Here is a 24,532-nt window from a genome sequence, read left to right as displayed (position 1 = left end):
AACTGACCTAGCGCATTCGCAGGGCACCGTCGATGCGGATGACCTCTCCGTTCAGGTATCCCATCTCGACGATAAACCCGGCCAGTCGCCCGTATTCACGCGGATCACCCAGACGGGCCGGGTTGGGGACGTCAGCGGCCAGTTGCTGCTGTACCTCTTCTGGTAGACCGGCCAGCATCGGGGTCATGAAGATACCGGGGGCGATGGCCATCACCCGTATCCCGGTCGCGGCCAGATCGCGGGACATCGGCAGGGTCATCCCGACCACTCCACCTTTTGAGGCCGCATAGGCCGCTTGTCCCTTTTGCCCGTCAAAGGCCGCGATCGATGCGGTATTGATGATCACACCGCGTGCGCCGTCGGGCTCAGGGTCATTCTTTGCCATTTCAGCCGCAGCCAGGCGCGAGACGTTGAATGTGCCCACCAGATTGATGTCGATGGTGCGTTGAAAGGCGTCCAGAGGGTGGGGGCCGTCTTTGCCCACCGTCTTGATGCCATAAGCGATTCCGGCGCAGTTCACGGCGGCCGTGATCTGGCCCATATTGTTCATCGCCCGATCGATCGCTGCGGCGACGGATTCCTCGTTCGTCACGTCCGTTTCAGCAAAATGCCCTCCGATTTCCTCCGCGACCTGAGTGCCACGGACGGCGTCGCGGTCCAGAATAGTGACCTGCGCGCCGCGCTCGGCAAAGTGACGTGCGGTTGCTTCGCCCAGCCCCGAAGCACCGCCAGTGATGATCGCGGATGTGGTGGACAATTGCATGGCGGCGGTCTCCTCTCAGGATATGAACGTATGTTCAGTTAATCTGAGGATTTAGGTGATGTCCACAATTCGGACGAGATTTTTCAAAGTTTTATGCCGTTTCTCAAGCGATTCTCAGAGGAACTTTAACTGCGCTTAATGCGCAAGTCTCACATCGGTACCTATCAATTTGACGCGTCGAGGGGGCGCCGAACAAGGAGACAAGTGTTATGCGTAAGAGTTTGAAAGTCGGAATTCCTGTGCTGGTAACTGCACCTTTTCTGACTGTGATGGCGGTAAGCAGCGCCGCAGCTGCGCCAGAGGTGTGCAACTGGAAGACCGCCCGGGATGCTGCAAATCGGGGGGATTATCAGGCGCTGTGTGATTGTCAGCAGGTGACACCCAGCTTTCTGGAACGCCTGCAACAACGGTCGGATTTCGCGACCACATTGCGCAACACAACGGCGCAATGCCCAGGATTGGCTTCGTTGTTGACCGACCAACCAACGGGTTCGATTGGTGCATCGGGAAATCCAGGCGAGGCGCGGGGAAATGATCAGTTTGCCGGTCTTGATTCAGATAGCGGAGGCGGTTCCGGGTCTGGCGGCGGAGGCGGAGGTGGTAACCCCGGCAACGGCGGCGGTGGCCCCGGTGACGGTGGCGGCGACCCCGGTGATGGTGGCGGTGATCCCGGTGACGGCGGCGGTGACCCAGGCAACGGCGGTGGCAACGGCGGTGGCGGCGACAACGGCGGCAACAACGGCGGCGGCAATGGCGGCAACAACGGTGGTGGCAACGGCGGCAACAACGGCAGCGGCAACGGTGGCAACAACGGCGGCCCCGGTAATGGTAACGGAAACAACGGGAATTCCGGCAACGGCGGTGGCAATAACGGCGGCTCTGGCCCCGGCACCGGAGACGGTGGCGGCAATAACGGCAATGGCAATGGCGGCGGTGGTCACGGCAATGGGGGCAGCAATGGCGGCGGTCACGGCGGAGGCAAAGGCGGCCACGGCGACGGTAAAGGCGGCCATGGCGGTGGCAAAGGCGGCCACGGCGACGGTAAAGGCGGCGGCAAAGGAGGCCATGGCGGTGGTAAGGGCGGCCACGGCGACGGAAAAGGCGGCGGCAAGGATGGAAAACGCTAAGCCCGTTTGCCACCTGCGCGTCAGCGCCTGAAACGAAAACGGCCACCCAATTGGGTGGCCGTTAGCCGTGTTGGAACAGTTTAGGCCAGCCGGACCAAGGCGTGCCGCTTCTTGCCTGCGCTCAATTTGACGGGTGAGGACAGAGCGCCTGCGTCGATCATCAGGCCCGCATCCGTCAAAGGGGCATCGTCCACTTTGGCGCCGTTTTCAGCAATCAGGCGTTTGGCCTCTTTGCCCGACTTCGCGAGACCGGAAATGACGAACAATTGCACGATCGAGATTGGGAGGGTGCCCTCGCCGACGATCACGGTCGGCAGGTCATCCCCAACGCCCCCTCTCTCAAACACTTCGCGTGCGGTGGCCTCGGCAGTCGCAGCGGCTAAAGCACCGTGGGCAAGGGTGGTCACCTCGTTGGCAAGACGGATCTTGGCCTCATTGATTTCGGACCCTTGCAGCGCGCCCAGGCGCTCGCACTCATCCACCGGCATTTCGGTGTAGAGCTTCAGGAACCGCCCGACATCCGCATCGGTGGTGTTGCGCCAGAACTGCCAGAATTCGTAGGGCGAGCGCATCTCGGCGTTCAGCCACACGGCACCGTCCTGAGATTTGCCCATCTTCTTGCCGTCGCTGGTGGTCAACAGGGGCGAGGTCAGACCGTAAATCTCGTGATCCAGCACGCGGCGGGTTAGGTCGATCCCATTGACGATATTGCCCCACTGATCCGAGCCGCCCATCTGCAGAACGCAGCCATAGCGGCGGTTCAGCTCAAGGAAATCATAAGCCTGCAGGATCATGTAGTTGAATTCGAGGAAGCTGAGCGATTGTTCTCGATCCAGCCGCGATTTCACGGACTCAAACGAAAGCATGCGGTTGACCGAGAAGTGCCGCCCGATGTCCCGCAGGAAATCGAGGTAGTTCAGGTCGTCCAGCCACTCGGCATTGTTCAGCATCAGAGCTTTGTTTTCGGCGTCACTGTCATAGTCGATATAGGCCGAGAACACCTTTTTGATGCCCGCGATGTTTTCGTCGATCTGTTCGGGCCCCAACAGGGGACGTTCATCCGCGCGGAACGACGGATCGCCCACCTTGGTGGTGCCGCCGCCCATCAGGGTGATCGGCTGATGGCCGGTTTTCTGGAACCAGCGCAGCATCATGATTTGGATCAGGCTGCCCACATGCAACGATTTTGCCGTCGCATCAAAGCCGATATAGGCCGGCTTGCACCCACTGATCAGCGCTTCGTCAAGGCCCTGATAATCGGTGCAGTCGGCGAGAAAGCCGCGCTCGATCATCGTGGCGATGAAATCCGATTTGGGGTGGTAGGTCATATCGTGCCCTTTGGGTTGATGTTGCGGGGCACTGTATAGGCGTCGCTTTGGGCAAGGAAAAGCCACCATTTCCAAGAAAAACGTGGGCAGTGTCAGCTTTTGACCGGAGGCAGGCGCAACGCATAGAGCATTGCGATCAGGTTCAGCGCGGCCAGTGCAAAGATCGGGGTGATTGGATCGTGCAGATGTGCCACCGCGCCCAGGATCGCAGCAAAGACCATGCCGATCAGTCCGGCACTAACATCGCCAAGGGCGACCAGGTAGGGACGCTCCTGTTCCGATGTCTTTTCAATGATATAGAGATAGCGGCCATAAATGACGCCATTCCCGCCCAGTGACAGCAGCAGGATGACCAGCGCATAAACCCAGACGTTCTGCGCATAGCCAAGGAATGTGAAGGCCAGCGCCAGTATGGCTGAAACTGCCGAGATCAAGCACCCCAGCCACATCACCGGCTTGACCGAGATCCGACCGCTGAGCCAACCCCACAGGATCGAGCCCAGCACCATACCAAGACTGGCGGCCATCACGAAATAGCTGAGTGAGTGTTTGGTGCCCACGTGAAAGGTCGCAGCGTGGATTGTGTAAAACGGCATGGCCAGCTCAACCGAGACAAAGATCAGACGCGCCGTTAGAAACTTGCGATACCACGAATAAGCCATTCCGGTTTTGAAACCGGTCACCAACTCAGCCAGCGGTTTGGGTTTGCTTTTGGGTGCGGGGGCACGGGCTTGCTCTTGTTCCAGCAGCCGGACACCGGCAAAGCTGACGCCGGCGGCGAACATGGCGACAACGCCGCACCACAGGACGACGATGTGGCGCTGCATTGGTTCATCCGAGGCCAGCAGATCGCGCGTCACCCAGACCACAAGAATGGCCAGAATGCCTGAGATTGTGGCCTGTGCAAACACCATCCGATTTCGTTTCGCCTCGGGCACCGAGATGCCATAGATTTGGCTGGTGCCCAGACTGGTGATCCCCTGACACAGTCCCATTACAACCGCGGTTGTCAGAAATAGTAACACAATCAGAAGATTGGGGAGGTTTGTTGCGAACAATGCCACGACCGACAGAATGGCGGCCGTCAGGATGTTCGGCACGTAAACCGCCAGTTTCGCGCGGGTCACCCGGTTGATGAACGGAGACATGAAAATCTCGGCAATCAGGCGCGATCCGGTCACGAAGGGCAGCAACAGGCCCGCGAAAAACGTAGGCGCCCCCAAGGCCAGATACAGGAAGGGCAGCACCAGATTGGGGTTCACCAGCTGCCCGCCAATTGTGGCCAGTGACCCTGACCAAAAGATAAGCTGGTAATTGCGCCCCTGCGCGGGCTGGTTGGGTGTCTGTGTGTCCGTCATGGTCGTCCGTTTAGGGTGCAGTTGGTCGCAATGCTTACTCAGGCCGTGCGCCGGTGCAACCGTCCCGTCGCTCGTGTTGTGGTTGCAGGCGCGCAGGTTGTAGCAAAAAAGCACGTGGACCGCGTGATGTGACTTGCCTAGTGGGGCGATGAACAGGCAGGTTGAGCGCCATAAAACAAGATAAATGAGGTGAGCGTGAACCGGGCCATCAGGAAAGGCGGGCCGATCAAAGCCCTGGGTGCAATGTCTGGCACGTCGCTGGACGGTGTGGATGCTGCGGTGGTGGAAACCGATGGGCATCACATCATCGGTTTTGGCCCAAGCGGCTATCGCGCCTATACCGAGGCCGAGCGCAGCGATCTGCGCGCGGCGCTGGGTCAATGGCACGGCCCGGACGTGGACAAGGCGGCTGAGCTGGTTACCATTGCGCACGCCGAGGCGCTCTCGGAATTTGAAGAGATCGATCTGATCGGCTTTCACGGGCAGACTCTGGCGCACGAACCACATGGGCGGGGTACGTTACAAGTGGGCGACGGCAAGGGGTTGGCGCAGGCTTTAGGCGTGCCGGTCGTCTGGGATTTCCGCAGTGACGACGTGGCGATGGGGGGGGAAGGTGCGCCCCTAGCACCATTCTTTCACTTTGCCTGCGCTAAATGGATCGGGGCGACCCAACCGCTGTGTTTTTTGAACCTCGGCGGGGTGGGAAACCTGACTTATGTGGACCCCGGCTTTGACGGCCCGGAAGCGCCCGGAGCTCTGCTGGCCTTTGACACCGGTCCCGCCAATGCACCCGTTGATGACCTGATGCAGGCGCGTCTGGGCCTGCCGATGGACCGCGATGGTGCGGTTGCGCGTGGCGGCACGGTCGAGATGGGCGCGCTCGAACTGTTTCTGGCTGAGCCTTACTTTACCCGAATGCCCCCTAAGTCTCTTGACCGGAACGACTTTGCCGAGATGATCCGGTTGGTTCAGGAGCTAAACGACGCCGACGCGGTGGCCACACTGACCGGCATGTGTGCGGCGGGCGTGCTGCAGGGGATGGAACATTGCCCCAAACCGCCTGCGCGTCTTCTGGTCACTGGCGGCGGGCGGCATAACCCGGTGCTGATGGAGATGCTGCGCGTCGCACTGGACTGCCCGGTCGAGCCGGTCGAAGCGGTAGGGTTGGACGGCGACATGCTCGAGGCACAGGCCTTCGCCTATCTCGCAGTACGCGTGGCACGTGGGTTGCCGACATCATGCCCTGGAACAACTGGGGTTAAAGCTCTTGTCGGGGGAGGAGTTGTCAGTACGGTTTCGATGGGTGCTGCTGGCTGAAGGGAATTTGGCTGGAACCTCAGATGATAGGCTTTCGTGTCGCTCGGCAGCAAAATTTGCATTCGATGTCGCATGCAGACAAACCCAAGTCTGAAAACTGGTTATCCTCGCTCTTTATGAGCAAAGAAGGCGTCTACCAGAATCTACTGCAACAAGCTCGGGATGCATATGTCAGCCATCCCCAGATGACGTCGTTCGCACCGTTTCCAGATGACATTCAAAGGCAGGAGATTGAGCCATATCATCTCCCGTGTGGCGACGTGTTGCAGCAGGAGGCGGGGCTGGTATCACAAACCTATGCTCGCCTGCAGGATGCGATCGTAAACGCAGCACCTTACGCGGTTTGGCGAGAGACCTACAAATACACAGATATCGGCGATTGTTTCCTGCATAATTTTGGATGTTATTCCATCGTCGGAGCAGGAGGGCCGTTCTTATCGAACAAACTCTGGCTTTGGATTGTTCACATGCCGCCTCAGCTTTACTATCCGTGGCATCATCATCCAGCAGAAGAAATGTACATGGTGATTTCAGGAACTGGCGTGTTCAATCGCGAGGGCTGTCCGAGTGAAAACCTCGGCGAAGGCGGCACTATGTATCACGAAAGCAATCAGCCGCATGCAATGGAAACGCAGGACGATCCGATATTGTGCCTTGTGGCCTGGCGCAACCGTTTCGATACGCCTCCTGTCCTGACCCCATCCAATTAAACGGTTGGATAGGGGGTGACTTTGATCAGCTTTTTTGTCGGAGGTCACAGGGTCACTGGAAGACGGATTTTCACTTCAGGGATTTCATGTAATCCAGTGAAAAATCGGAATACCCCTCAGAAGTCGATTTCAAATGTGCCCGGGTCCAATCGTGCAGCGCGGGCAATTGATGGAACGGCACGTTGGGAAACGCATGGTGCTCGGCGTGGTAGGGCATATTCCAGGCCAGAAACCGGACGATGCGGTTGGTGAAAGTGGTGCGAGAGTTCTCGAGCATATTGGCGACTGAGGGGCAGAGGCCATGTTCGGCTAATAGATAGAGGCGCAAGAAGGGTTGCGCGATCAGCACCGGTAGAATCCATAGCCAGAACAATACTGAAGAATAGAGCAGGCTGAGACCGACAGGGACGTAGAGAACCAGCAATAGCCGCGCCTCAATACGCATGGCGCGGTGTTGGCGGGCAGGCAGGTAGGGCGCGTCGATCCGGCCAAAAGCGTTTTGCATCAGAACCTTTGCCATCCCGCTCCAATACGGCCATCCGCTTAGGTAAATCAGCAGGTCCCGCCAATTCCCGGGTCGTGGTTTGCCACCCAGCTCCGGGTCTTTTTCCGGGTGGTTGGTCCATTTGTGATGGGCCAGATGGAAATACCGAAACCACGTAAAGGGCAGGGCGGTAGGGATCGAAACCAGATGCCCGATGACATCGTTCAACCAGCCACTGCGAAACGGTGTCTTGTGCGTACACTCGTGACTGAGCGTAAACAGGAAAACCAGAAGGATGCCTTGGGGAAGGATAAACAGAGGCCAAAGCGGCACCCGCAATGCGATACAGGCCGAGGTGCCCGCCAGTACTATGCCATACGCCGCCAAATGCTTCAGCCCAGCGGCGTCAGATCGGAGCTGAAGCCTTTCTTTCGCCTCGGGCGGGATCGACGCTATGAGCGCGCGGTGGTCCACGGTTTACCCGCGCGCGATATCGAATTCCGGCGCGGCCAACACAAAGCCGTCGAATTCGAACCCGGGTGAGACGGTGCAACTGACCAGAGTGTACTCTCCAGTCGACTGCGCTGATTGCCAGTGGTTCGTGGGTACGATCAATTGTGGCGCGCCTTTGGTCAGGTCGGGGGTCAGCAGGTGATCGTTGGCAGGGCCGTCATCGGTAGCGCTGAGGGACAGGGTCAGTGGCGCACCGGCGTGATACAGCCAGATTTCGGTCGCATCGACGCGGTGCCAGTGGCTGTGTTCGCCAGCCTGCAACAGGAAATAGATGCATGTGCCGGTGGCGCGGCCTTCGTTATCGGCCCGCCAAGTTTCGCGGAACCAACCGCCCTCGGGGTGGCGCTGCAACTGAAGGTGGTCGATGATCTCTTGCGCGGTCATTAGGGCCTCTTGCTTGGTTGTGGTGATTATGCACGCAGGCGTGCGATCCGCTATGGTATTTACGTGTATCCACCATATGTTTGCCGCATGACCTTGAATATCCCGTTTGACAACAGCTATGCCCGTCTTCCCAAAACTTTTTTCGCCCGGCAAGTGCCGGTGCCGGTGCGCGCTCCGCGTTTGATTGCGTTTAATGAAGATCTGGCCCGCGTTCTAGGGGTAACTCCGGGCGATGTGCAGGAAATGGCCGAGGTTTTCGCCGGGAATGCCCTGCCTGAAGGGGCCGAGCCGATTGCTCAGCTTTATTCCGGCCATCAGTTCGGCACCTACAACCCGCAGCTCGGCGATGGGCGTGCGGTATTGCTGGGTGAGACGATCGGAACAGACGGCGTGCGGCGGGATATTCAGTTGAAGGGCTCGGGACAAACCCCGTTCAGCCGCCAGGGCGATGGCCGTGCGTGGCTTGGGCCAGTTCTGCGCGAATACGTGGTATCCGAGGCGATGCACGCACTGGGCATCCCGACCACCCGTGCGCTGGCTGCGGTTGAGACAGGAGAGATCGTCTTGCGCGAAGGCCCGATGCCGGGCGCGGTGCTGACCCGCGTGGCGCAAAGCCATCTGCGTGTGGGGACGTTTCAGGTGTTTGCCGCAAGACGGCAGGTCGACAGCTTGAAGCGGCTGACCGAATACGCCATCGCCCGACACTATCCGCAGGCCGAAGGTCCAATGGGCCTGCTGCGCGCGGTCCGGGACGCGCAGGCGCGGCTGATTGCGCAATGGATGAGCGTCGGGTTTATCCACGGGGTGATGAACACCGATAACTTCTCGATCGCTGGCGAGACCATCGACTATGGGCCTTGTGCCTTCATGGACATCTATCACCCGAATACGGTCTTCAGTTCAATCGACCGAATGGGACGATACGCCTATTCCAATCAGCCGGACATCGCCGTATGGAACCTGGCGCAATTGGCGACCTCTTTGATTCAGCAGGTCGAGGACCCCGAAGCCGCCGTTCAAGAGGCCACTGAGATCGTGCATGCAATGCCGGTACTGATCCAACAGGAATGGCTGGCCCGCTTCCGCGCCAAGATCGGTTTGACGACCGAGGATAAGGGCGACGAGGCGTTGATCACCGATCTGCTGACCCGGATGGCGCATAACAGTGCCGATTTCACCAATACGTTCCGTGCGCTGGGCAGTGACAAGGCCCGCGATCAGTTCGTGAACCCCGAAGCTTATGATGAATGGGCCGACGGCTGGCAGGCTCGGCTGGCCCGTGAAAATGACCCGCAGACGGTGATGAACGCCGCCAACCCGGCCTTTATCCCGCGCAACCACCGGGTCGAGCAGATGATACAGGCTGCTGTCCAAGGCGATTTTGCCCCGTTCCATCGGTTAAATGCGGTGCTTGCCCGCGCCTATGAGGATCAACCCGACGCAACCGACCTGGCACATCCGCCGGCCGAAAGCGAAGTGGTCCACGCGACGTTCTGTGGGACATAGCGAATATCAAAACTTGAACGTCTAGTTTTTAAGCTGTCTAGTGGGCGTTCTTCTGAACATAATGCCAAGCGACTTACCATCGGCACATAATGCTGCATAATGGGCGCAACCGGGGGAACTGCAGATAAAATCAGTTTTGTTTTAGGGAGCATAAAATGCGCTACGCCATTTTGTTGGAAGACGCGGACGGAGTGTCTTATTTTGAAAATCGTGAGATTGATTTCGAGCTCAAGACCTTTGCCCCCCCGGCCGCACCGTTTCTGGTCTCAAAAGAGGTCGATGCCGCGCGTATTGCCTTCTTGTCATTGCCTGCTGGGTGGAAAGGGGTTCAACACCGTTCCCCGAAACCCCAACTTGCGACGGTTCTGTCCGGTACGTTCCGTGTTCAGGCGGGGTCGGGCGAAATACGTGATTTCAAAACGGGTGACTTGTTTTGGGCCGAAGATGTCAAGGGAACAGGCCATAGCTCATCCGCAGAAGGGGGTGAGCCCGCCAACCTTATGATTACACAATTTAAATAGGGGCCGGGTGGCCGAGGAACCTTTGATGTCAGACACAGGATGCCAATGACCAAACCATCAACCCTGCGTATCGCCAGCTATAACATTCAGAAATGTGTGGGGCTGGATTTTCGGCGGCAGCCCCAGCGTATCATGCAGGTCATCGACAGCATGCAGGCCGATATCGTGGTGTTGCAAGAGGCCGACAAACGCTTGCCGCCCCGGCCTGCCGCCTTACCACATTTCATGTTGGATGAGGCCGGCTGGCAGATCGTCGATCTGGGTGGGGCCGGCAGTCTGGGCTGGCATGGAAACGCTGTGATCTGGCGCGGAAATTCGATTCAGGTTCGGCAGACCGGGCACCACGACCTGCCTGGGCTGGAGCCGCGGGGAGCCGTGCGTGTGGAATTCGACACCCAAATCGGGCCGCTGCGCGTGATGGGGATGCATCTGGGCCTGTTGCCCGCATCCCGGCGGCAGCAGATCACGCACATCCGCCGCTTTGACGATGATCTGGACAACATGCCCACCGTCTGGGCCGGGGACTTCAACGAATGGTCGCGCCAGCCTGTGTTGGACCATTTGGCCCCGGATATGCGCTTTTTGGCACCGGTTCCAAGCTTTCCGGCCGCACAGCCCCTGGGGGCCCTTGACCGCATCGCGCTGGGCGCAGGGCTTGAGGCGGTCGTCCACGGCGTGCACGACGCACGGCCTGCGCATATTGCGTCCGATCATCTGCCGATCTGGGCGGACCTGAGACGGGTGGCCTAGGCTGCAATTCCCCTGTGGCGCGATCCGCGCAGACGTACTAAGACAGAAACCCGAACTACTCTGAGGGTCACTTATGTCCGATACGATCATCGCCCGCTGTGAATCAAAAGGTCTGCGCATGACCGGCCAGCGCCGCACAATCGCGCAGGTGCTGCAACAAAGTGAGGATCACCCGGATGTTGAGGAACTGTATGCTCGTGCCTCGAAAGTGGATTCGGGCATCTCGATTGCCACGGTCTATCGCACTGTCAAACTGTTCGAAGAAGCGGGAATTCTTGACCGGCTGGAATTCGGTGATGGGCGCGCACGGTATGAGGATGCTGAGCGTGATCATCATGACCATTTAATCGACATGCAATCCGGCAAGGTGATCGAATTCGTCGACCCCGAGATCGAAGTGTTGCAGGAAAAGATCGCGGCCAAGCTGGGGTATAAGCTGAAAGGCCACCGGCTGGAACTGTACGGCGTGCCGCTGGAACAGGACTGACTCATCACAAAACGCGAACGACAGGCGCACGGGAATTCATGCTTTCCGGGCGGATAATGCTTGCTTGAACGGCTTTCTTGCGATTTTGCTGAGAAAAGCGGCATTGGGGCCGCAGGATTCAACGGACACGGTCATGAACAACGTACACGGCATTTTGCTGGTCGTCGGTGCGATGGCGGCTTTTGCGCTTGAGGATATGTTCATCAAGCATCTGTCGGTGACAGTGCCGACCGGTCAGATCATGGTTGTGTTGGGTGTGATCTGCAGCCTGGCCTTTGTCGTGATGTCATTGGCTACGCGCAAACGTATCCTTGATCCGGTGGCGTGGCAGCCTCTGCCTCTGATGCGCGCCGGGACCGAAGCGGTTGGGGCGCTGAGTTTTGTGACCGCGCTGTCTCTGGTCGATCTGTCCACCGTGGCTGCTGTGTTTCAGGCGATGCCGCTGGCCGTCACCATGGGGGCCGCGCTGTTTCTGGGCGAGCATGTCGGCTGGCGACGGTGGAGCGCGATTGGCATCGGCTTCATCGGCGTGCTGATGATCATCCGCCCCGGGCTGGCCGGGTTTCAACCCGAGTCGTTGTTTGTCGTGGCCAGTGTGCTTGCCATCGCTGCGCGCGACCTGATCACCCGTAAGCTGGATGTTCGCGTGGCCTCGTCCGTGGTCGCCCTGCAGGCCTATGTCGCCGTGGCATTTGCTGGCGTGGCGTTGATGGTGTTTTCCGCACAACCCGTTGTGCCTTTACATACTTGGCAGATCGGTCCCTATCTGGGTGCCGTTGGCTTTGGTTTTCTGGGTTATTACGGCATCGTCATCGCCATGCGGATTGGTGAGGCTTCGGCCCTGACGCCCTTCCGCTATACCCGGCTGATTTTTTCGATCGCCGCGGGGATGCTGATGTTCGGTGAACGCCCGGACCTTATGACGCTGGCCGGGGCCACGTTGATCATGGGGTCGGGCATGTACACCTTTATTCGCGAACGCCGTTTGGCCCGTGAACTGGCGGTTGCAGCCTGACGGATCGTCGCACGTTGGCGCAAACAGGGAATTGTTAGCCCTAAAGGGCCGGAAATATACGTGTTAGCGATAACATGACTGGTTTACTTTTTGCCCGGTGATGGTATGAGGCGTGCAACTGATTGCAGCCACAGGAACGGGCCTCATGAGTACCATTATCGACATCCACGCACGCGAAATTCTGGACAGCCGGGGCAACCCGACCGTTGAGGTCGACGTGATTCTGGAAGACGGCACCATGGGCCGCGCCGCTGTGCCCTCGGGCGCGTCGACCGGCGCTTATGAAGCAGTGGAAAAGCGTGACGGTGACAAATCGCGCTATTTGGGCAAGGGCGTGCTTGAAGCCGTCGCCGCCGTGAACGGTGAGATTGCCGAGGAGCTGGTCGGCTTTGACGCCACCGAGCAGGTTGCCATCGATGGCGCCATGATCGAACTGGACGGAACCGAGAACAAGGGTCGGCTTGGCGCCAATGCCATTCTGGGTGTTTCGCTGGCCACGGCTAAGGCAGCGGCGGATTTCACCACGCAGCCTCTGTATCGCTATGTGGGTGGCACCTCGGCTCGTGTTCTGCCAGTGCCGATGATGAACATCATCAACGGGGGTGAGCACGCGGACAACCCGATCGATATTCAAGAATTCATGATCATGCCAACTTCGGCCGCAAATATCCGCGAAGCCGTGCGCATGGGGTCCGAAGTTTTCCACACCCTCAAACGCGAACTATCGGCTGCTGGTCTAGCCACCGGCGTAGGCGACGAGGGCGGCTTTGCCCCCAACATCGCATCCACCCGCGAGGCGTTGGATTTCATCCTGCAGTCCATTGAAAAGGCTGGCTACAAACCCGGTGAAGAAATCCACCTGGCGCTGGACTGCGCTGCCACTGAATACTATCGCGACGGCAAATACGTTCTGTCGGGTGAGAATATCTCGCTAACCTCCGAAGAAAACGCCGAGTATCTGGCGGCGCTGGTCAAAGACTATCCGATCATCTCAATCGAAGACGGCATGTCCGAAGATGACTGGGACGGCTGGAAGGCGCTGACCGATGCCATCGGTGACCGTGTTCAACTGGTGGGCGACGACCTGTTCGTGACCAACCCCGAACGTCTGGCTGAAGGGATCGACCGCGGCTGCGCCAATTCGATGCTGGTCAAGGTGAACCAGATCGGCTCGTTGACCGAAACCCTGCGCGCCGTCGATATGGCGCACCGCGCGGGTTATACCAACGTGATGTCGCACCGTTCGGGCGAGACCGAGGATGCCACCATCGCCGATCTAGCCGTGGCGACGAATTGCGGTCAGATCAAAACCGGCTCGCTGGCGCGATCGGACCGGTTGGCCAAGTACAACCAATTGATCCGTATCGAGGAATCGTTGGGCGAAGTTGCCGAATACGCCGGGGCTTCGATCCTTAAGCGCTGAGTGTTATTCTGATCCTCGTACCTTATCGAGGATCGGCAGTTGCTTAGCATCATAGAACCCAGAACGCCGGACCACTTTGATGCGGTCCGGCGTTTGTGTTGGGAATACCGCGACTTCCTCCTGACGCTGGATGAAAAGTCGCAACGTATTGTTCAGACCATCTATTCGCAGGATAAATATGCCCGTGTGATGGAGGTCATTGAGGCCGAACACAGCCCGCCGAACGGTGGCGCGCGTCTTGCGCTGATCGGTGATCAGCCCGTTGGATGTGGCATGTTCCACACGATCGAGCCGGGCGTGGCCGAGATCAAGCGCGTATTCGTTCAGGACAGCGCCCGCGGTACGGGGGCAGGTCGTGCCATCATGCTGTCTTTGATCCAGCAATGTCGCCAGCAGGGGTTTGACCTGATCCGCATGGACACTGGCAAACCATTGCAGACAGCGACCCGACTTTACCTCTCAATGGGGTTCGTTCTGCGGGACGCATACGCTGAGATTCCGGAAATCGCCGAGGGTCATCTGCTGTTTTTCGAGATGAAATTGTAGCGGAACGGACAAGAAAGACCTTTTAGCCGAATTATTTTGCGCCGCTTTCTCGTTGTTAACGCGTGGAAAAAACATAACCCTAAATATTTCTCAGCATAATTCGCGTTATGTGTGAACTTTTTCCTATTTGTCTCAATTTGAGCTGACCTATTGTGACTGGATTACAGAAAAGGGGGTACACCATGACTGGTTCGAAATTCCTTCTCGTAGTTTCAGTGATCAGCACTGTATTTTTGGCGGCCTGCTCGGGGCCGGGGACTTATCCGGTATCGGGGATGCAGGCGTCGTCCACTGACCCGGTGATGGATATGGACATTCCTGGATTCGATATGGGCGTTGAGGCGCGCTAAAGCGGCTTGCTCATCAGCACATAGCGGTCTCGTGCTTTGAAACCGGTGCGCAGATACAGTCTTTGTGTGGCTTCATTGGTCCGGTCGACCTCAAGATGCAATGCGGTCAATCCTGCCCCGGCAAGGGCTTTGGGCAAGTCCAGCAGGACTTCGGTGGCGATCCCGCGACCACGAACTGCGGGGCGGATGTAGATCTCGTCGACAAAGCCGTCCATACCGCCAAATTCGACCGACCAACCAAAGGTCAGCACGATATAGCCCAGCGGCGCGCGTCCGGGTCCGATCAGATAGACGCACCCGTGGGGGATGCCCTCAAGAAGCGGGGCCAGAGCCTCGCGACGTTGATCGGCGTCCTGTTCAATTCCGGCCTCGGCGTGAAAGGCCGCGACCAGCGACATCAGGCGATCCAGATCTTCGGGACGGGCAAGTTTCAGCGCGGCGCTCATAGGCGGGCCAGCCTTTCTGTTAGCAGATCAAAGAATCCATCGGCGTCGATATCCCCCATGAACATGGCATTGGGGGGATGTTCAGTCACGCGCCACCAATCAGCGACGGTCATGCCAAGGGTCAGGTCGGATTGCGTTTCGATCTGCACATTGACGTGACGGCCCGAGAACAGTTCGGGCCGGATCAGATATGCGGTCACGCAGGGGTCGTGCAGCGGCGCGCCCTCTGAGCCGTATTTTTCTTTGTCGAAGCGTTCGAAGAAATCTGTCATTTCGGCAACCGCATGGCCGACTTTTGAATCGAGTGCACGGAACGCATCGTTGCGATGTTTCGTGACTAAGGCGTCATGGGTGACATCCAGCGGCATCACGACGATGTGAACGCCAGATTTAAACACAATTTCAGCGGCTTCCGGGTCAACGTAAATGTTGAATTCAGCGGTGGGTGTGATGTTGCCCACCTCAAAATACGCCCCGCCCATCAGCACGATTTCCTGCACGCGCTCGACGATATCGGGCGCTTTCTGAAAGGCCGTGGCGATATTGGTCAAGGGCCCCAGCGGGCAGAGCGTCACCGTCCCCGGTTCCTGCGCGCGCAGGGTGTCGATGATGAAGTCGACCGCGTGCCCATCAGCCAGCGGCATCTCCGGATCGGGCAGGACAGGGCCGTCCAGCCCGGTCTTACCATGCACATGCTCCGCGGTGACCAAAGCGCGGTTCAACGGACGGTCGCATCCAGCGTAAACGGGGATATGCGTATGCCCGGCCAGTTCACAAACAATCCGCGCGTTTTTGGCGGTCAGTTCCAGCGGCACATTCCCGGCAACAGCTGTGATGCCCAGCACGTCGATCTCATCAGGGCTGGCCAACGCCAGCAAGATTGCGACAGCGTCGTCCTGACCGGGGTCAGTGTCGATAATGATCTTGCGCGGTGCCATGATTTGCCTCCGGGGTCTTGAAGCGCGGACACTCGCAAGTGTCACCCCACTTGTCCAGCGGTTTCAGGCCTCGGTCGCGGCGTCCACAGGCGGGAGTTTGCCATTGGCGCGGTGCTCTTCGATCTTCACTTCATCCCACAGCGCATCCATTTCGGCCAAATCACTTTGCGACGGCGTTTTCCCGCGCGCGGCAAGACGTGCCTCGACCTGTTCGAACCGCCGCGTGAACTTGGCGTTGGTACGGCGCAGGGCAGCTTCGGGTTCGATGCCCAGGTGACGGCCCAGATTGACCATCACGAACAGCAAATCTCCAAACTCGTCCTCTAACGCATCGGTATCCATGCTGTTGCGGGCCTCTTCCAGCTCAGCTGCCTCTTCGGTGATCTTGGCGAGTACATGGCTGGCATCGGGCCAGTCGAATCCCACGCGGGCGGCGCGCTTTTGCAGCTTATGGGCGCGCAACAGGGCAGGCAGGTTCGCGGCCACACCGTCCAAAGCGCCTTTTTGTTCCTTGCCCTCACGCTCGGCTGCTTTGATGGTTTCCCAATCCACCGTTTGCTGTTCCGCAGATTTGTCGCGGGATTCGTCGCCGAACACATGCGGGTGACGGTCGACCATCTTGTCCGACATGGTGCGCACCACGTCCTGAAAAGTGAAATGCCCAGCCTCTTCAGCCATTTGCGCGTGGAAGACGGACTGGAACAGCAGGTCGCCCAGCTCACCCTTCAGTTCGTCATAGGCGTTGCGTTCGATGGCATCGGCGACCTCATAGGCCTCTTCGATCGTGTAAGGGGCTATGGTGGCGAAATCCTGTTCGATATCCCATGGGCAGCCTGATTCCGGGTCGCGCAGGCGGCGCATGATTTCCAGCAAACGCTCAATACCCGCATCGCTGTCGTGGATCAGAGGATTTTCGGCCATTGCGAACCCTTTCGTTCCAGTGTCAGATGCATCCATTCCGCAGTCAGGATCAGGAGTCCACCCCAGATGCCCGTCGTCAACCGAATTGCCGATTTCTCTGCCGATATGGCCGCATGGCGCCGGCACCTGCATTCGATCCCTGAATTAGAGTTCGAATGTCACGAAACATCTGCTTTCGTCGCCGACCGACTGCGCGAGTTCGGTGTGGATGAGCTGCATGAGGGCATTGCCAAGACGGGCATAGTGGCAATCATCAATGGGCAGGGTGAGGGGCCGACCATCGGCTTGCGCGCCGATATGGACGCCTTGCCGATCCCTGAGGAGACGGGCGTATCTTACGCGTCCAAAAACCCCGGCAAGATGCACGCCTGCGGGCATGACGGGCACACCACGATGCTCTTGGGTGCGGCACGCTATCTGACAGAGACGCGGAATTTCCGCGGTCGCGTGGCGCTGATCTTTCAGCCCGCCGAAGAAGAGGGCGGCGGGGCCGGTGTCATGGTCGAAGAGGGGATCATGGATCGGTTCAATATCTCTCAGGTCTATGCGCTGCACAACGCGCCCGGTTTTGCCGAAGGGTCCTTTTACACCACGCCGGGGCCAATCATGGCGGCAGTGGACACGTTCGAGGTGCATATTCAGGGTGTCGGAGGCCACGGCGCCATGCCGCATGAGACTCGCGATCCGGTGATGGCCGCCTGTGGCATCGCGCAAGCGATCCAGACCATTGTCAGCCGCAACCACTATGCGCTGGATGATCTGGTGGTCTCGGTCACGCAAATCCACACGGGAACGGTGAACAATGTGATCCCTGATACGGCCTTCATCAACGGTACAGTCCGGACGTTTGACCCTGCTGTTCAGAAGATGGTGATAGAGCGGATGGAACAGATCGTGCAGGGACAGGCGACCTCGTATGGGGTCACGGCGCGGCTGGACTATGAAAAGAACTATCCCGCCACGATAAACGACGCCGAAAAGGCTGGTTTCGCAGCCGATGTCGCGCGCGACATCTCGGGCGCTGACCAGGTAACCGCCAACGCAGGGCGTGAGATGGGGGCCGAGGATTTTTCCTATATGTTACAGGCACGTCCCGGTGCCTATCTGTTCCTGGGGCAGGGTGAGGGCGCAGGGCTGCACCACCCCAAATACAACTTCAATGACGAGATCGCGCCGGTTGGCGCCTCGTTCTTTGCACGGATTGTCGAAAAGGCGCAGCCTTTGGGCTGATGGGGGGAAGACATGGCACTGGAAGACGCAAAAAATCAGGTGGATGAGGCATTCACCAATCCGGACCTCAAAGGGTTATCGTTCGAAAACACGTTCGGCGGCGCGACGTCATTCCTGCGGCGGCTCTATACCAAAGAGCTGAAGGGCGTAGATATTGCCGTGACCGGCGTGCCGTTCGATCAGGCCGTGACCAACCGCCCTGGTACCCGTCTTGGCCCCCGCGCAATTCGCGAGGCCAGCGCGCTGCAATCTCCGGATGCGCCTTACGGCTGGCCCTTCGACGCGCTCAGCGAATTGGCAATCGTGGATTACGGAGATATGGCCTATGACTACGCCAATATCCCTGCCTTTCCCGATACGTTGACGGATCATATCCGTACTATTCTGGCGGCCGACGTGGCCTCGGTTTCGTTGGGCGGAGATCACTATATCAGCTTTCCGATTCTAAAAGCCTATGCAGAGAAGTACGGGCCAATGTCGCTGCTGCAATTCGATGCGCACACGGACACATGGGCCGATGACGACATGTCCCGCGTCGATCACGGGACGATGTTTTACAAGGCGGTGAAATCGGGGATCGTGGACCCTAAACGCTCGGTCCAGGTGGGTATTCGCACTACGAATGAGGACACGCTGGGCGTCAACATCATAGACGCGCGCGAGGTGTATGAATCTGGTCCTGCCGCCGTGGCGCAAAAGATCAAGGGTATTCTGGGCGACAGCCCCGTTTACCTGAGCTTTGACATCGACGGTCTGGACCCGGCCTTCGCCCCCGGCACCGGCACGCCCGTCTGGGGTGGGCTGACTTCGATACAAACGCAGATCATCCTGCGCGACATTGCCGGCATCAACATCAAAGGGGGGGACGTGGTCGAGGTCTCTCCGCCTTTTGATACGTCCGGTGCCACGGCGATTGCGGGCGCGCATGTGGCGACGCAGATCATTTGTCTGCTGGGGTGGAATAAGCTGGTCTCGGATTAATTCAACAGGCTTAACCATTGGTTAGACATCTTTCCGATATCTGGTTAACCAAAAGGCCGGACGGGAGAATGACGGGAATGACAGAATATAACCAACCCATCAGCGGCAATGATCTGGCGCGGTTTTCGGGACCGAACACGTTTATGCGCTTGCCGCAGGTGGATTCGCTTGCCGGGTTGGACGTGGCGGTGCTGGGCATCCCGATGGATATTGGCACCTCTTGGCGGTCGGGGACGCGGTTCGGACCCAAGCAGATCCGCAGCGAAAGTGCGATGATCCGGCCCTATAATATGGCCACGTTTGCGGCCCCGTTCGACAGCCTTCAAATCGCGGATATCGGCGATCTTGCGATCAATACATTCTCGTTGGCCGACAGTCTGAAAATCATCAAGGAAAGCTATGATGCCATCCTGGCACAGGGTGTGACGCCAGTGGCAATGGGGGGCGATCACTCGATCACCCTGCCGATCCTGCGGTCAATCGCTGCCAAACACGGGCCGGTGGCACTGGTCCATGTCGATGCCCATGCAGACGTGAATGATGAGATGTTTGGTGAAAGAGAAACGCATGGCACGGTTTTCCGCCGCGCCTACGAAGAGGGGCTGATCGTCCCTGATAAAACCTTTCAGATCGGCATTCGCGGCTCGGGCTACGCAGCATCGGATTTTACCGAGGCTAAGGGCTGGGGCTTTCGCCAATTCCCTGCTTGGGAGCTGTGGCAGCAAAATCTGACCGTGACAGGTGCCCAGATTCGCAAAGAGATCGGCGAGCATCCGGTTTACATCTCGTACGATATCGACAGCCTGGACCCTTCTATCGCCCCAGGCACCGGCACACCCGAGATTGCAGGGCTGACCACGCCACAGGCTTTACAGCTGATCCACGCGCTGGCGGGTATGAATGTGGTGGGCTGTGATCTGGTCGAGGTTTCCCCTCCGTATGACGCTACCGGCAACACCGCACTGACAGCGGCGAACCTGCTGTTCGAGATGTTGTGCATTCTACCTGGCGTGACGTCACGATAGCGGCAGTGGCGCCTTGCCACGACCAGCGATCCGAATATTGTTTTGCAAAGCGATGGGATCGGGATGAAAAGAATGTTTTTTTGGGGATTGGTTGCCTGCTTGATCGCCATGGCTGCCATTCGCTCAGCCCCATCAGACCCCAATCGTTGGCACGTCGCTCCTGTCGGAGACACGGATCGCGATATGCCGGGCGGCGTGTTTAGGGTGATCGAAAGTGACCCCGACCGTTTTGCGCGTCTGCATGAAATCGTGACAGATACTCCCCGAACCTATGTGCTGGCGGGATCCGTGCGAGAGGGGATGGTCACTTACATAACGCGCAGTAAAGTATTTGGCTTCCCAGATTACACCACGATTCAGCAGGATGGAGACACTCTACGCGTCTACGGTCGGTTAAGATTCGGTCGGCGAGATTTCGGGGTAAACCGAAACAGAGTCGATGGCTGGCTGGCTGCTTTGCAGCCCTGAGGACAAACACCCCTCTTGCACTTCGCGCCACATGGGGACGTTCAGGGACATTTGGCACTGGGCGGTGAACATGCGGCCGTCGACTTGTAGGCAGATCATCTCACCCAACTCGATGCGCGTTCCGGATTTGTCGGTGCAATAGCAGTCCTGTACCTTGCCTCCGGGACCGACGACATCGGCCATGGCCGGGGCTGCGCACAACAAAATAACAAGTGCCAAACGTGTCATAGCGTCAGCTTAGCACAGGGACGGCTCTTGACCAAAGCGCCGGATTAAGAGACACCGCGCGGATGATCCCCGAAGAACGCCTTGAACAGATAACTCAGCGATTCCAGTATCTCGAAGCAGCCATGGCAGATGGCGCCTCGGGCGGGGATATTGCGGCCTTGGCCAAGGAGTATTCTGATCTGAAGCCGGTCGTGGATCAAATCATGGCGTGGCGTCAGCTGGTCGCCGATCTGGCCGAGGCTGAAACGATGCTGGCCGATCCCGATATGAAAGAGCTGGCCGAGGAAGAAATCCCCGAGCTTCAGGCCCGTATCCCGCAGGCCGAACAAGCCCTGCAACTGGCGTTGTTGCCGCGGGACAAGGCCGATGCGCGTCCAGCGATGTTGGAAATCCGCCCTGGAACGGGCGGGGATGAGGCTGCGTTGTTCGCGGGCGATCTGCTGCGCATGTATCAACGCTATGCCGAAGCGCGCGGCTGGCAGTTTGAGATCATTGAAGAGCAAGCCTCGGACCTTGGCGGTATTAAAGAGGTAGTGGCCCACATCAAGGGCGACAATGTCTTTGCCCGCATGAAATACGAATCCGGTGTACACCGCGTTCAGCGAGTACCCGAAACCGAAAGCGGTGGGCGGATTCATACCTCGGCAGCCACAGTGGCGGTTCTGCCCGAGGCCGAGGATGTGGACATTCAGATCGACGCCAATGACATTCGCATCGACACGATGCGCAGTTCGGGCGCGGGCGGGCAGCACGTTAACACGACGGATTCGGCTGTGCGGGTCACACACCTGCCCAGCGGTCTGGTGGTGACGAGTTCCGAGAAGTCTCAGCACCGCAACCGTGAAATAGCGATGCAGGTCCTGAAAACGCGCCTGTATGATCTTGAACGCCAACGGATCGACAGCGAACGATCCGCTGATCGCGCCAGTCAGGTTGGCTCGGGCGACCGGTCCGAGCGGATCAGGACGTATAATTTTCCGCAGGGGCGGATGACGGATCACCGCATTAACCTGACACTCTATAAGCTGGATCAGGTGATGCAGGGCGATCTGGATGAGGTGATCGACGCGCTGACCGCTGACGATCAGGCCCGTCTGCTGGCCGAGATGGCACAATGATCGCTGCGTTGACAGCCGCCCAGGCCATGGTTGCCGCCACCGCCCGCTTGCGCGCTGCTGGAGTCGATGATCCGGCACGTGATGCGCGGGTTTTGCTGGCCCATGCCGCACGGATAGAGGCCAGCCGAGTCACGTTGATTGCGCCCGAGGAACTGTCACCCGAGATTGCCGAACGGTACGATCACCTGATCTCGCTGCGGGCTATCCGCGTGCCGGTGTCGCACTTGCTAGGAGAGCGCGAGTTTTATGGTCGCAGGTTCCGTGTCAGCCGAGATGTGCTGGACCCGCGCCCTGAAACCGAGACTCTGGTCGAGGCGGCGTTAAGCGAACCGTTCGATCATGTTCTGGACTTGGGCACAGGCTCTGGCTGTATCTTGATTACTCTGCTGGCCGAGCGCACCAGTGCTTCGGGTATCGGTGCGGATCTAAGCGAATCCGCCTGTCTGCAAGCCAGCGCCAATGCGGTGCAGCATCAGGTGCAGGACAGGGTCGAGATTTTACGCTCGGATTGGTTTGAAAATATCGAAGGGTTTTTTGACCTGATTGTTACAAACCCGCCCTATATTTCGCTGGAGGAGATGCAGGACCTGTCCCCCGAGGTGCGTGAACATGAACCGCGCATGGCACTGACGGACGAAGGGGACGGGCTGGGCGCATACCGCCATATTGCCGCCTCGGCCCCGGATTTTCTGATGCCCGGCGGGCGGATTCTGGTTGAAATCGGACCGACACAGGGTAAGGCCGTTGCAGCCCTTTTCCAAGCGGCTGGGCTAGTTGATGCAGGCGTTATCCCCGATCTGGACGGTCGAGATCGTGTTGTTGTCGCCAGAATGCCGTAAAATTGGCGCAAGATGAGGCTGAAATGCGCCGATCAATGTAAAAAAGCTGCGAATTTTTGGACAAACCTCTTGTCTGTAGGCGCTGGACATGCTTACTCAGAGTTAGTCGGAGAGGTTGACGCTGTTTCAGCGGGCCCCTGACGCCAAGCCCAAAAAAGTCGACATCGCGTGACGGCTAATGCCATTGAGCAGTGCAGGACGCGACTTGATCGGCACCGAATGACAAGGCTGACGTAAAGTACGATGAGATCTTCTAAATCCCGCTCGCGGGCCAAGAATAACCGCAATCGCCCCTCTGGCGGCAACGTTGTTAACCGGGTTTTCGATAGTTCAGGCCCCGAAGGCAAGGTGCGCGGCACGCCCCAGCAGATCATTGACAAATACAACCAGCTGGCGCGCGACGCCCAGCTAGGTAACGACCGTGTGGCAGCTGAGAACTTTCAGCAGCACGCCGAGCATTATCTGCGTCTGCTCAGCGAAGCGCAGCGCGAAATCGAAGCGCGCCGCGAAGAGCAAGAGCGCCAGAATCGCGAACGTCAGGCCGAGCGCGACCGGGAACGTGCCGAACGACAGGAGCGCGAAGCGGCCCGTCAGGCCGATCCCGCCGAGGCACCGCAACCCGACGTGATGGATTTCGGAGCCGAAGCTTCCGCCCCCGAATCCGGTCTGGTCGAGACCCCGGAAAGCAAAGATGCCGCCCCGGTGGTCGATGCGCCCGAGAAATCGGAGAAGAAAGAAAAACCTGCACGCCGCCCGCGTGCGCGCAAGCCCAAGGCTGCACCGGTTGAGGATGCCCCTAAAACGGATGGGGATGCGCCAGAAGCGGCGGAATAAATAAAGACTGCGAAATTGCGAAAGCCTTGGATTAATCCGGGGCTTTTTCTTTTACTCTTAGCTTTTTTTGACTTCGCGCGCTAAAGCACAAAACGCCTCAAGCGGGACCTGTTCGGCCCGTTCGGTGGGCTGGATACCAGCTGCGAGCAACCTGTCTTCGATATCCGATGCAACACCTTTTAACGATGCGCGCAGCATTTTCCGGCGCTGGTTAAAGGCAGCCGCGACGACGCGTGACAGTGTGGCAGCATCGGCCGGATAACGCGGCTCGGGCAGGGCGGTCAGGTGAACAACGGCGCTGGAAACCTTGGGTGGAGGGGTGAAGGCACCAGGCGGCAATGACATGGCGATCCGCGCCTCGGCCCGCCATTGGGCGAGGATGGCGAGGCGGCCATAGGCCTTGCTGCCAGGTTGGGCGACGATACGCTCGGCCACCTCACGCTGGAACATCAGGGTCAAGCTCTGCCAGAAGGGCGGCCATTTCGGTGGAGTTAACCAGCGAACCAGCAACTCGGTGCCGACATTGTAGGGCAGATTGGCTGCGATGCGAATCGGTGGAGTCAGGTGCGCCAGCGGGTCGATTTCAAGCGCATCGCCGTTGATCACCTCAAGCCGACCGGGGTAGGCGGCTGCGATATCGTTCAGAGCCGCGATGCAGCGTGTGTCTTTTTCCACCGCCACGACCTTGCGTGCGCCCTCTGACAACAACCCACGGGTCAGGCCTCCGGGGCCGGGGCCAATTTCCAATACGTCGCATTCCGTAAGATCTCCGGCCTGACGGGCGATCTTGGCCGTCAGGTTCAGGTCCAGCAAAAAATTCTGCCCCAGCGACTTGCGGGCCGAAAGCTGGTGGGTCGCGATGACTTCGCGTAGTGGAGGGAGATTGTCGATTGCACTCATGATCCGGTTGCCGTGACGCGGG

The 24,532-nt window shown here is 58.7% G+C and carries 28 protein-coding genes; 18 read left to right on the top strand and 10 right to left on the bottom strand.

Annotated features, from left to right (window positions below; genetic code table 11):
* Window positions 1-7 precede the first annotated feature (7 nt).
* Window positions 8-763 (bottom strand): SDR family NAD(P)-dependent oxidoreductase, encoded by a 756-nt coding sequence (locus ACR0B0_RS06415; RefSeq protein WP_170348969.1) that lies wholly within the window; start codon window positions 761-763, stop codon window positions 8-10.
* A gap of 209 nt (window positions 764-972) precedes the next feature.
* On the opposite strand from ACR0B0_RS06415, the gene ACR0B0_RS06410 reads away from it, so the two are divergent.
* Window positions 973-1,890, top strand: a complete 918-nt coding sequence (locus ACR0B0_RS06410) for a hypothetical protein (protein WP_480646947.1) — start codon at window positions 973-975, stop codon at window positions 1,888-1,890.
* Between the two features lie 80 nt (window positions 1,891-1,970).
* On the opposite strand, the gene tyrS is transcribed toward ACR0B0_RS06410, so the two are convergent.
* Complete coding sequence (gene tyrS, locus ACR0B0_RS06405) at window positions 1,971-3,218, bottom strand: tyrosine--tRNA ligase (protein ID WP_480646946.1); 1,248 nt, start codon at window positions 3,216-3,218, stop codon at window positions 1,971-1,973.
* Between the two features lie 92 nt (window positions 3,219-3,310).
* Complete coding sequence (locus ACR0B0_RS06400) at window positions 3,311-4,576, bottom strand: MFS transporter (RefSeq protein WP_170348967.1); 1,266 nt, start codon at window positions 4,574-4,576, stop codon at window positions 3,311-3,313.
* 243 nt (window positions 4,577-4,819) lie between these two features.
* Between ACR0B0_RS06400 and ACR0B0_RS06395 the strand changes: the two genes are divergently transcribed.
* Together ACR0B0_RS06395 and ACR0B0_RS06390 are read left to right on the top strand one after the other, a co-directional pair.
* Complete coding sequence (locus tag ACR0B0_RS06395; RefSeq protein ID WP_254428473.1) at window positions 4,820-5,893, top strand: anhydro-N-acetylmuramic acid kinase; 1,074 nt, start codon at window positions 4,820-4,822, stop codon at window positions 5,891-5,893.
* 23 nt (window positions 5,894-5,916) lie between these two features.
* On the top strand, window positions 5,917-6,603 hold the full coding sequence (locus ACR0B0_RS06390; protein WP_480646944.1) for a dimethylsulfonioproprionate lyase family protein: 687 nt from the start codon (window positions 5,917-5,919) through the stop codon (window positions 6,601-6,603).
* A 70-nt stretch (window positions 6,604-6,673) separates the two neighbouring features.
* On the opposite strand, the gene ACR0B0_RS06385 is transcribed toward ACR0B0_RS06390, so the two are convergent.
* Window positions 6,674-7,561: a fatty acid desaturase gene (locus tag ACR0B0_RS06385; RefSeq protein ID WP_480646942.1), complete on the bottom strand. Its 888-nt coding sequence runs from the start codon at window positions 7,559-7,561 to the stop codon at window positions 6,674-6,676.
* 3 nt (window positions 7,562-7,564) lie between these two features.
* The gene (locus ACR0B0_RS06380) at window positions 7,565-7,984 is read right to left on the bottom strand and encodes a cupin domain-containing protein (protein WP_170348963.1); all 420 of its coding nucleotides are present in this window, start codon (window positions 7,982-7,984) and stop codon (window positions 7,565-7,567) included.
* Window positions 7,985-8,071: 87 nt separating this feature from the next.
* On the opposite strand from ACR0B0_RS06380, the gene ACR0B0_RS06375 reads away from it, so the two are divergent.
* The 8 genes from ACR0B0_RS06375 (at window position 8,072) to ACR0B0_RS06340 (ending at window position 14,582) form a co-directional block, all read left to right on the top strand.
* Complete coding sequence (locus ACR0B0_RS06375) at window positions 8,072-9,490, top strand: protein adenylyltransferase SelO (RefSeq protein WP_480646940.1); 1,419 nt, start codon at window positions 8,072-8,074, stop codon at window positions 9,488-9,490.
* Window positions 9,491-9,645: 155 nt separating this feature from the next.
* Entirely contained in the window at window positions 9,646-10,011 is a 366-nt protein-coding gene (locus ACR0B0_RS06370; RefSeq protein ID WP_170396078.1) for a cupin domain-containing protein, read from the top strand.
* Window positions 10,012-10,050: 39 nt separating this feature from the next.
* Window positions 10,051-10,761, top strand: coding sequence for an endonuclease/exonuclease/phosphatase family protein (locus ACR0B0_RS06365; protein ID WP_170375677.1), 711 nt, complete (start codon window positions 10,051-10,053; stop codon window positions 10,759-10,761).
* A 73-nt stretch (window positions 10,762-10,834) separates the two neighbouring features.
* The gene (locus ACR0B0_RS06360) at window positions 10,835-11,248 is read left to right on the top strand and encodes a Fur family transcriptional regulator (protein WP_170396076.1); all 414 of its coding nucleotides are present in this window, start codon (window positions 10,835-10,837) and stop codon (window positions 11,246-11,248) included.
* 133 nt (window positions 11,249-11,381) lie between these two features.
* On the top strand, window positions 11,382-12,263 hold the full coding sequence (locus tag ACR0B0_RS06355; protein ID WP_170348958.1) for a DMT family transporter: 882 nt from the start codon (window positions 11,382-11,384) through the stop codon (window positions 12,261-12,263).
* 145 nt (window positions 12,264-12,408) lie between these two features.
* Window positions 12,409-13,686: a phosphopyruvate hydratase gene (gene eno, locus ACR0B0_RS06350; protein ID WP_170396072.1), complete on the top strand. Its 1,278-nt coding sequence runs from the start codon at window positions 12,409-12,411 to the stop codon at window positions 13,684-13,686.
* Between the two features lie 39 nt (window positions 13,687-13,725).
* A complete protein-coding gene (locus tag ACR0B0_RS06345) occupies window positions 13,726-14,232 on the top strand; it encodes a GNAT family N-acetyltransferase (protein WP_170348956.1) in 507 nt (168 codons plus the stop codon).
* Window positions 14,233-14,414: 182 nt separating this feature from the next.
* Window positions 14,415-14,582, top strand: a complete 168-nt coding sequence (locus ACR0B0_RS06340) for a hypothetical protein (protein WP_165590747.1) — start codon at window positions 14,415-14,417, stop codon at window positions 14,580-14,582.
* On the opposite strand, the gene ACR0B0_RS06335 is transcribed toward ACR0B0_RS06340, so the two are convergent.
* From ACR0B0_RS06335 to mazG, 3 genes are all read right to left on the bottom strand, one after another.
* Window positions 14,579-15,028, bottom strand: a complete 450-nt coding sequence (locus ACR0B0_RS06335; protein WP_170375669.1) for a GNAT family N-acetyltransferase — start codon at window positions 15,026-15,028, stop codon at window positions 14,579-14,581. The genes ACR0B0_RS06340 and ACR0B0_RS06335 overlap by 4 nt on opposite strands.
* Window positions 15,025-15,966 carry a nucleoside hydrolase gene (locus ACR0B0_RS06330; RefSeq protein ID WP_480646937.1) on the bottom strand — a complete coding sequence of 314 codons (942 nt, stop codon included), beginning with the start codon at window positions 15,964-15,966 and terminating at the stop codon, window positions 15,025-15,027. Before ACR0B0_RS06330 ends, ACR0B0_RS06335 begins: the two co-directional genes overlap by 4 nt.
* Before the next feature lie 63 nt (window positions 15,967-16,029).
* Window positions 16,030-16,887, bottom strand: coding sequence for a nucleoside triphosphate pyrophosphohydrolase (mazG, locus tag ACR0B0_RS06325; protein WP_170376116.1), 858 nt, complete (start codon window positions 16,885-16,887; stop codon window positions 16,030-16,032).
* A 66-nt stretch (window positions 16,888-16,953) separates the two neighbouring features.
* Between mazG and ACR0B0_RS06320 the strand changes: the two genes are divergently transcribed.
* From ACR0B0_RS06320 to ACR0B0_RS06305, 4 genes are all read left to right on the top strand, one after another.
* Entirely contained in the window at window positions 16,954-18,117 is a 1,164-nt protein-coding gene (locus ACR0B0_RS06320) for a M20 aminoacylase family protein (RefSeq protein ID WP_480646935.1), read from the top strand.
* Window positions 18,118-18,129: 12 nt separating this feature from the next.
* Window positions 18,130-19,098 (top strand): agmatinase, encoded by a 969-nt coding sequence (gene speB, locus ACR0B0_RS06315; protein ID WP_170348951.1) that lies wholly within the window; start codon window positions 18,130-18,132, stop codon window positions 19,096-19,098.
* Window positions 19,099-19,175: 77 nt separating this feature from the next.
* Window positions 19,176-20,123: an agmatinase gene (gene speB / locus ACR0B0_RS06310; RefSeq protein ID WP_170348950.1), complete on the top strand. Its 948-nt coding sequence runs from the start codon at window positions 19,176-19,178 to the stop codon at window positions 20,121-20,123.
* Between the two features lie 63 nt (window positions 20,124-20,186).
* Window positions 20,187-20,591, top strand: a complete 405-nt coding sequence (locus tag ACR0B0_RS06305) for a DUF1499 domain-containing protein (RefSeq protein ID WP_170348949.1) — start codon at window positions 20,187-20,189, stop codon at window positions 20,589-20,591.
* On the opposite strand, the gene ACR0B0_RS06300 is transcribed toward ACR0B0_RS06305, so the two are convergent.
* Window positions 20,517-20,819, bottom strand: coding sequence for a hypothetical protein (locus ACR0B0_RS06300; protein ID WP_170348948.1), 303 nt, complete (start codon window positions 20,817-20,819; stop codon window positions 20,517-20,519). The genes ACR0B0_RS06305 and ACR0B0_RS06300 overlap by 75 nt on opposite strands.
* 62 nt (window positions 20,820-20,881) lie before the next feature.
* Here ACR0B0_RS06300 and prfA point away from each other — a divergent pair, with 62 nt between their 5' ends.
* The 3 genes from prfA (at window position 20,882) to ACR0B0_RS06285 (ending at window position 23,610) form a co-directional block, all read left to right on the top strand.
* The gene (gene prfA / locus ACR0B0_RS06295; RefSeq protein ID WP_170348947.1) at window positions 20,882-21,937 is read left to right on the top strand and encodes a peptide chain release factor 1; all 1,056 of its coding nucleotides are present in this window, start codon (window positions 20,882-20,884) and stop codon (window positions 21,935-21,937) included.
* Entirely contained in the window at window positions 21,934-22,776 is an 843-nt protein-coding gene (gene prmC, locus ACR0B0_RS06290) for a peptide chain release factor N(5)-glutamine methyltransferase (RefSeq protein ID WP_480646933.1), read from the top strand. Before prfA ends, prmC begins: the two co-directional genes overlap by 4 nt.
* 243 nt (window positions 22,777-23,019) lie before the next feature.
* Entirely contained in the window at window positions 23,020-23,610 is a 591-nt protein-coding gene (locus ACR0B0_RS06285) for a DUF4167 domain-containing protein (RefSeq protein ID WP_170348945.1), read from the top strand.
* Between the two features lie 57 nt (window positions 23,611-23,667).
* Here ACR0B0_RS06285 and rsmA read toward each other — a convergent pair whose 3' ends face one another.
* Window positions 23,668-24,510 carry a 16S rRNA (adenine(1518)-N(6)/adenine(1519)-N(6))-dimethyltransferase RsmA gene (rsmA, locus tag ACR0B0_RS06280; RefSeq protein WP_170348944.1) on the bottom strand — a complete coding sequence of 281 codons (843 nt, stop codon included), beginning with the start codon at window positions 24,508-24,510 and terminating at the stop codon, window positions 23,668-23,670.
* Between the last annotated feature and the right edge of the window lie 22 nt (window positions 24,511-24,532).

It is taken from the genome of Ruegeria sp. BA12, from assembly GCF_056539625.1.
This window is presented reverse-complemented; position numbering and strand designations above follow the sequence as displayed.

Bases quoted from the DNA above. Each gene is read 5' to 3' on its own strand.
- ACR0B0_RS06335 (WP_170375669.1), bottom strand. From the start codon at position 15,028: ATGAGCGCCGCGCTGAAACTTGCCCGTCCCGAAGATCTGGATCGCCTG.
- ACR0B0_RS06360 (WP_170396076.1), top strand. From the start codon at position 10,835: ATGTCCGATACGATCATCGCCCGCTGTGAATCAAAAGGTCTGCGCATG.
- prfA (WP_170348947.1), top strand. From the start codon at position 20,882: ATGATCCCCGAAGAACGCCTTGAACAGATAACTCAGCGATTCCAGTAT.
- ACR0B0_RS06365 (WP_170375677.1), top strand. From the start codon at position 10,051: ATGCCAATGACCAAACCATCAACCCTGCGTATCGCCAGCTATAACATT.
- ACR0B0_RS06375 (WP_480646940.1), top strand. From the start codon at position 8,072: ATGACCTTGAATATCCCGTTTGACAACAGCTATGCCCGTCTTCCCAAA.
- ACR0B0_RS06410 (WP_480646947.1), top strand. From the start codon at position 973: ATGCGTAAGAGTTTGAAAGTCGGAATTCCTGTGCTGGTAACTGCACCT.
- ACR0B0_RS06390 (WP_480646944.1), top strand. From the start codon at position 5,917: ATGATAGGCTTTCGTGTCGCTCGGCAGCAAAATTTGCATTCGATGTCG.
- ACR0B0_RS06380 (WP_170348963.1), bottom strand. From the start codon at position 7,984: ATGACCGCGCAAGAGATCATCGACCACCTTCAGTTGCAGCGCCACCCC.
- ACR0B0_RS06300 (WP_170348948.1), bottom strand. From the start codon at position 20,819: ATGACACGTTTGGCACTTGTTATTTTGTTGTGCGCAGCCCCGGCCATG.
- ACR0B0_RS06395 (WP_254428473.1), top strand. From the start codon at position 4,820: ATGTCTGGCACGTCGCTGGACGGTGTGGATGCTGCGGTGGTGGAAACC.
- eno (WP_170396072.1), top strand. From the start codon at position 12,409: ATGAGTACCATTATCGACATCCACGCACGCGAAATTCTGGACAGCCGG.
- ACR0B0_RS06305 (WP_170348949.1), top strand. From the start codon at position 20,187: ATGAAAAGAATGTTTTTTTGGGGATTGGTTGCCTGCTTGATCGCCATG.
- ACR0B0_RS06400 (WP_170348967.1), bottom strand. From the start codon at position 4,576: ATGACGGACACACAGACACCCAACCAGCCCGCGCAGGGGCGCAATTAC.
- ACR0B0_RS06355 (WP_170348958.1), top strand. From the start codon at position 11,382: ATGAACAACGTACACGGCATTTTGCTGGTCGTCGGTGCGATGGCGGCT.
- ACR0B0_RS06285 (WP_170348945.1), top strand. From the start codon at position 23,020: ATGAGATCTTCTAAATCCCGCTCGCGGGCCAAGAATAACCGCAATCGC.
- tyrS (WP_480646946.1), bottom strand. From the start codon at position 3,218: ATGACCTACCACCCCAAATCGGATTTCATCGCCACGATGATCGAGCGC.
- ACR0B0_RS06320 (WP_480646935.1), top strand. From the start codon at position 16,954: ATGCCCGTCGTCAACCGAATTGCCGATTTCTCTGCCGATATGGCCGCA.
- ACR0B0_RS06340 (WP_165590747.1), top strand. From the start codon at position 14,415: ATGACTGGTTCGAAATTCCTTCTCGTAGTTTCAGTGATCAGCACTGTA.
- speB (WP_170348951.1), top strand. From the start codon at position 18,130: ATGGCACTGGAAGACGCAAAAAATCAGGTGGATGAGGCATTCACCAAT.
- prmC (WP_480646933.1), top strand. From the start codon at position 21,934: ATGATCGCTGCGTTGACAGCCGCCCAGGCCATGGTTGCCGCCACCGCC.
- ACR0B0_RS06370 (WP_170396078.1), top strand. From the start codon at position 9,646: ATGCGCTACGCCATTTTGTTGGAAGACGCGGACGGAGTGTCTTATTTT.
- mazG (WP_170376116.1), bottom strand. From the start codon at position 16,887: ATGGCCGAAAATCCTCTGATCCACGACAGCGATGCGGGTATTGAGCGT.
- speB (WP_170348950.1), top strand. From the start codon at position 19,176: ATGACAGAATATAACCAACCCATCAGCGGCAATGATCTGGCGCGGTTT.
- ACR0B0_RS06330 (WP_480646937.1), bottom strand. From the start codon at position 15,966: ATGGCACCGCGCAAGATCATTATCGACACTGACCCCGGTCAGGACGAC.
- rsmA (WP_170348944.1), bottom strand. From the start codon at position 24,510: ATGAGTGCAATCGACAATCTCCCTCCACTACGCGAAGTCATCGCGACC.
- ACR0B0_RS06415 (WP_170348969.1), bottom strand. From the start codon at position 763: ATGCAATTGTCCACCACATCCGCGATCATCACTGGCGGTGCTTCGGGG.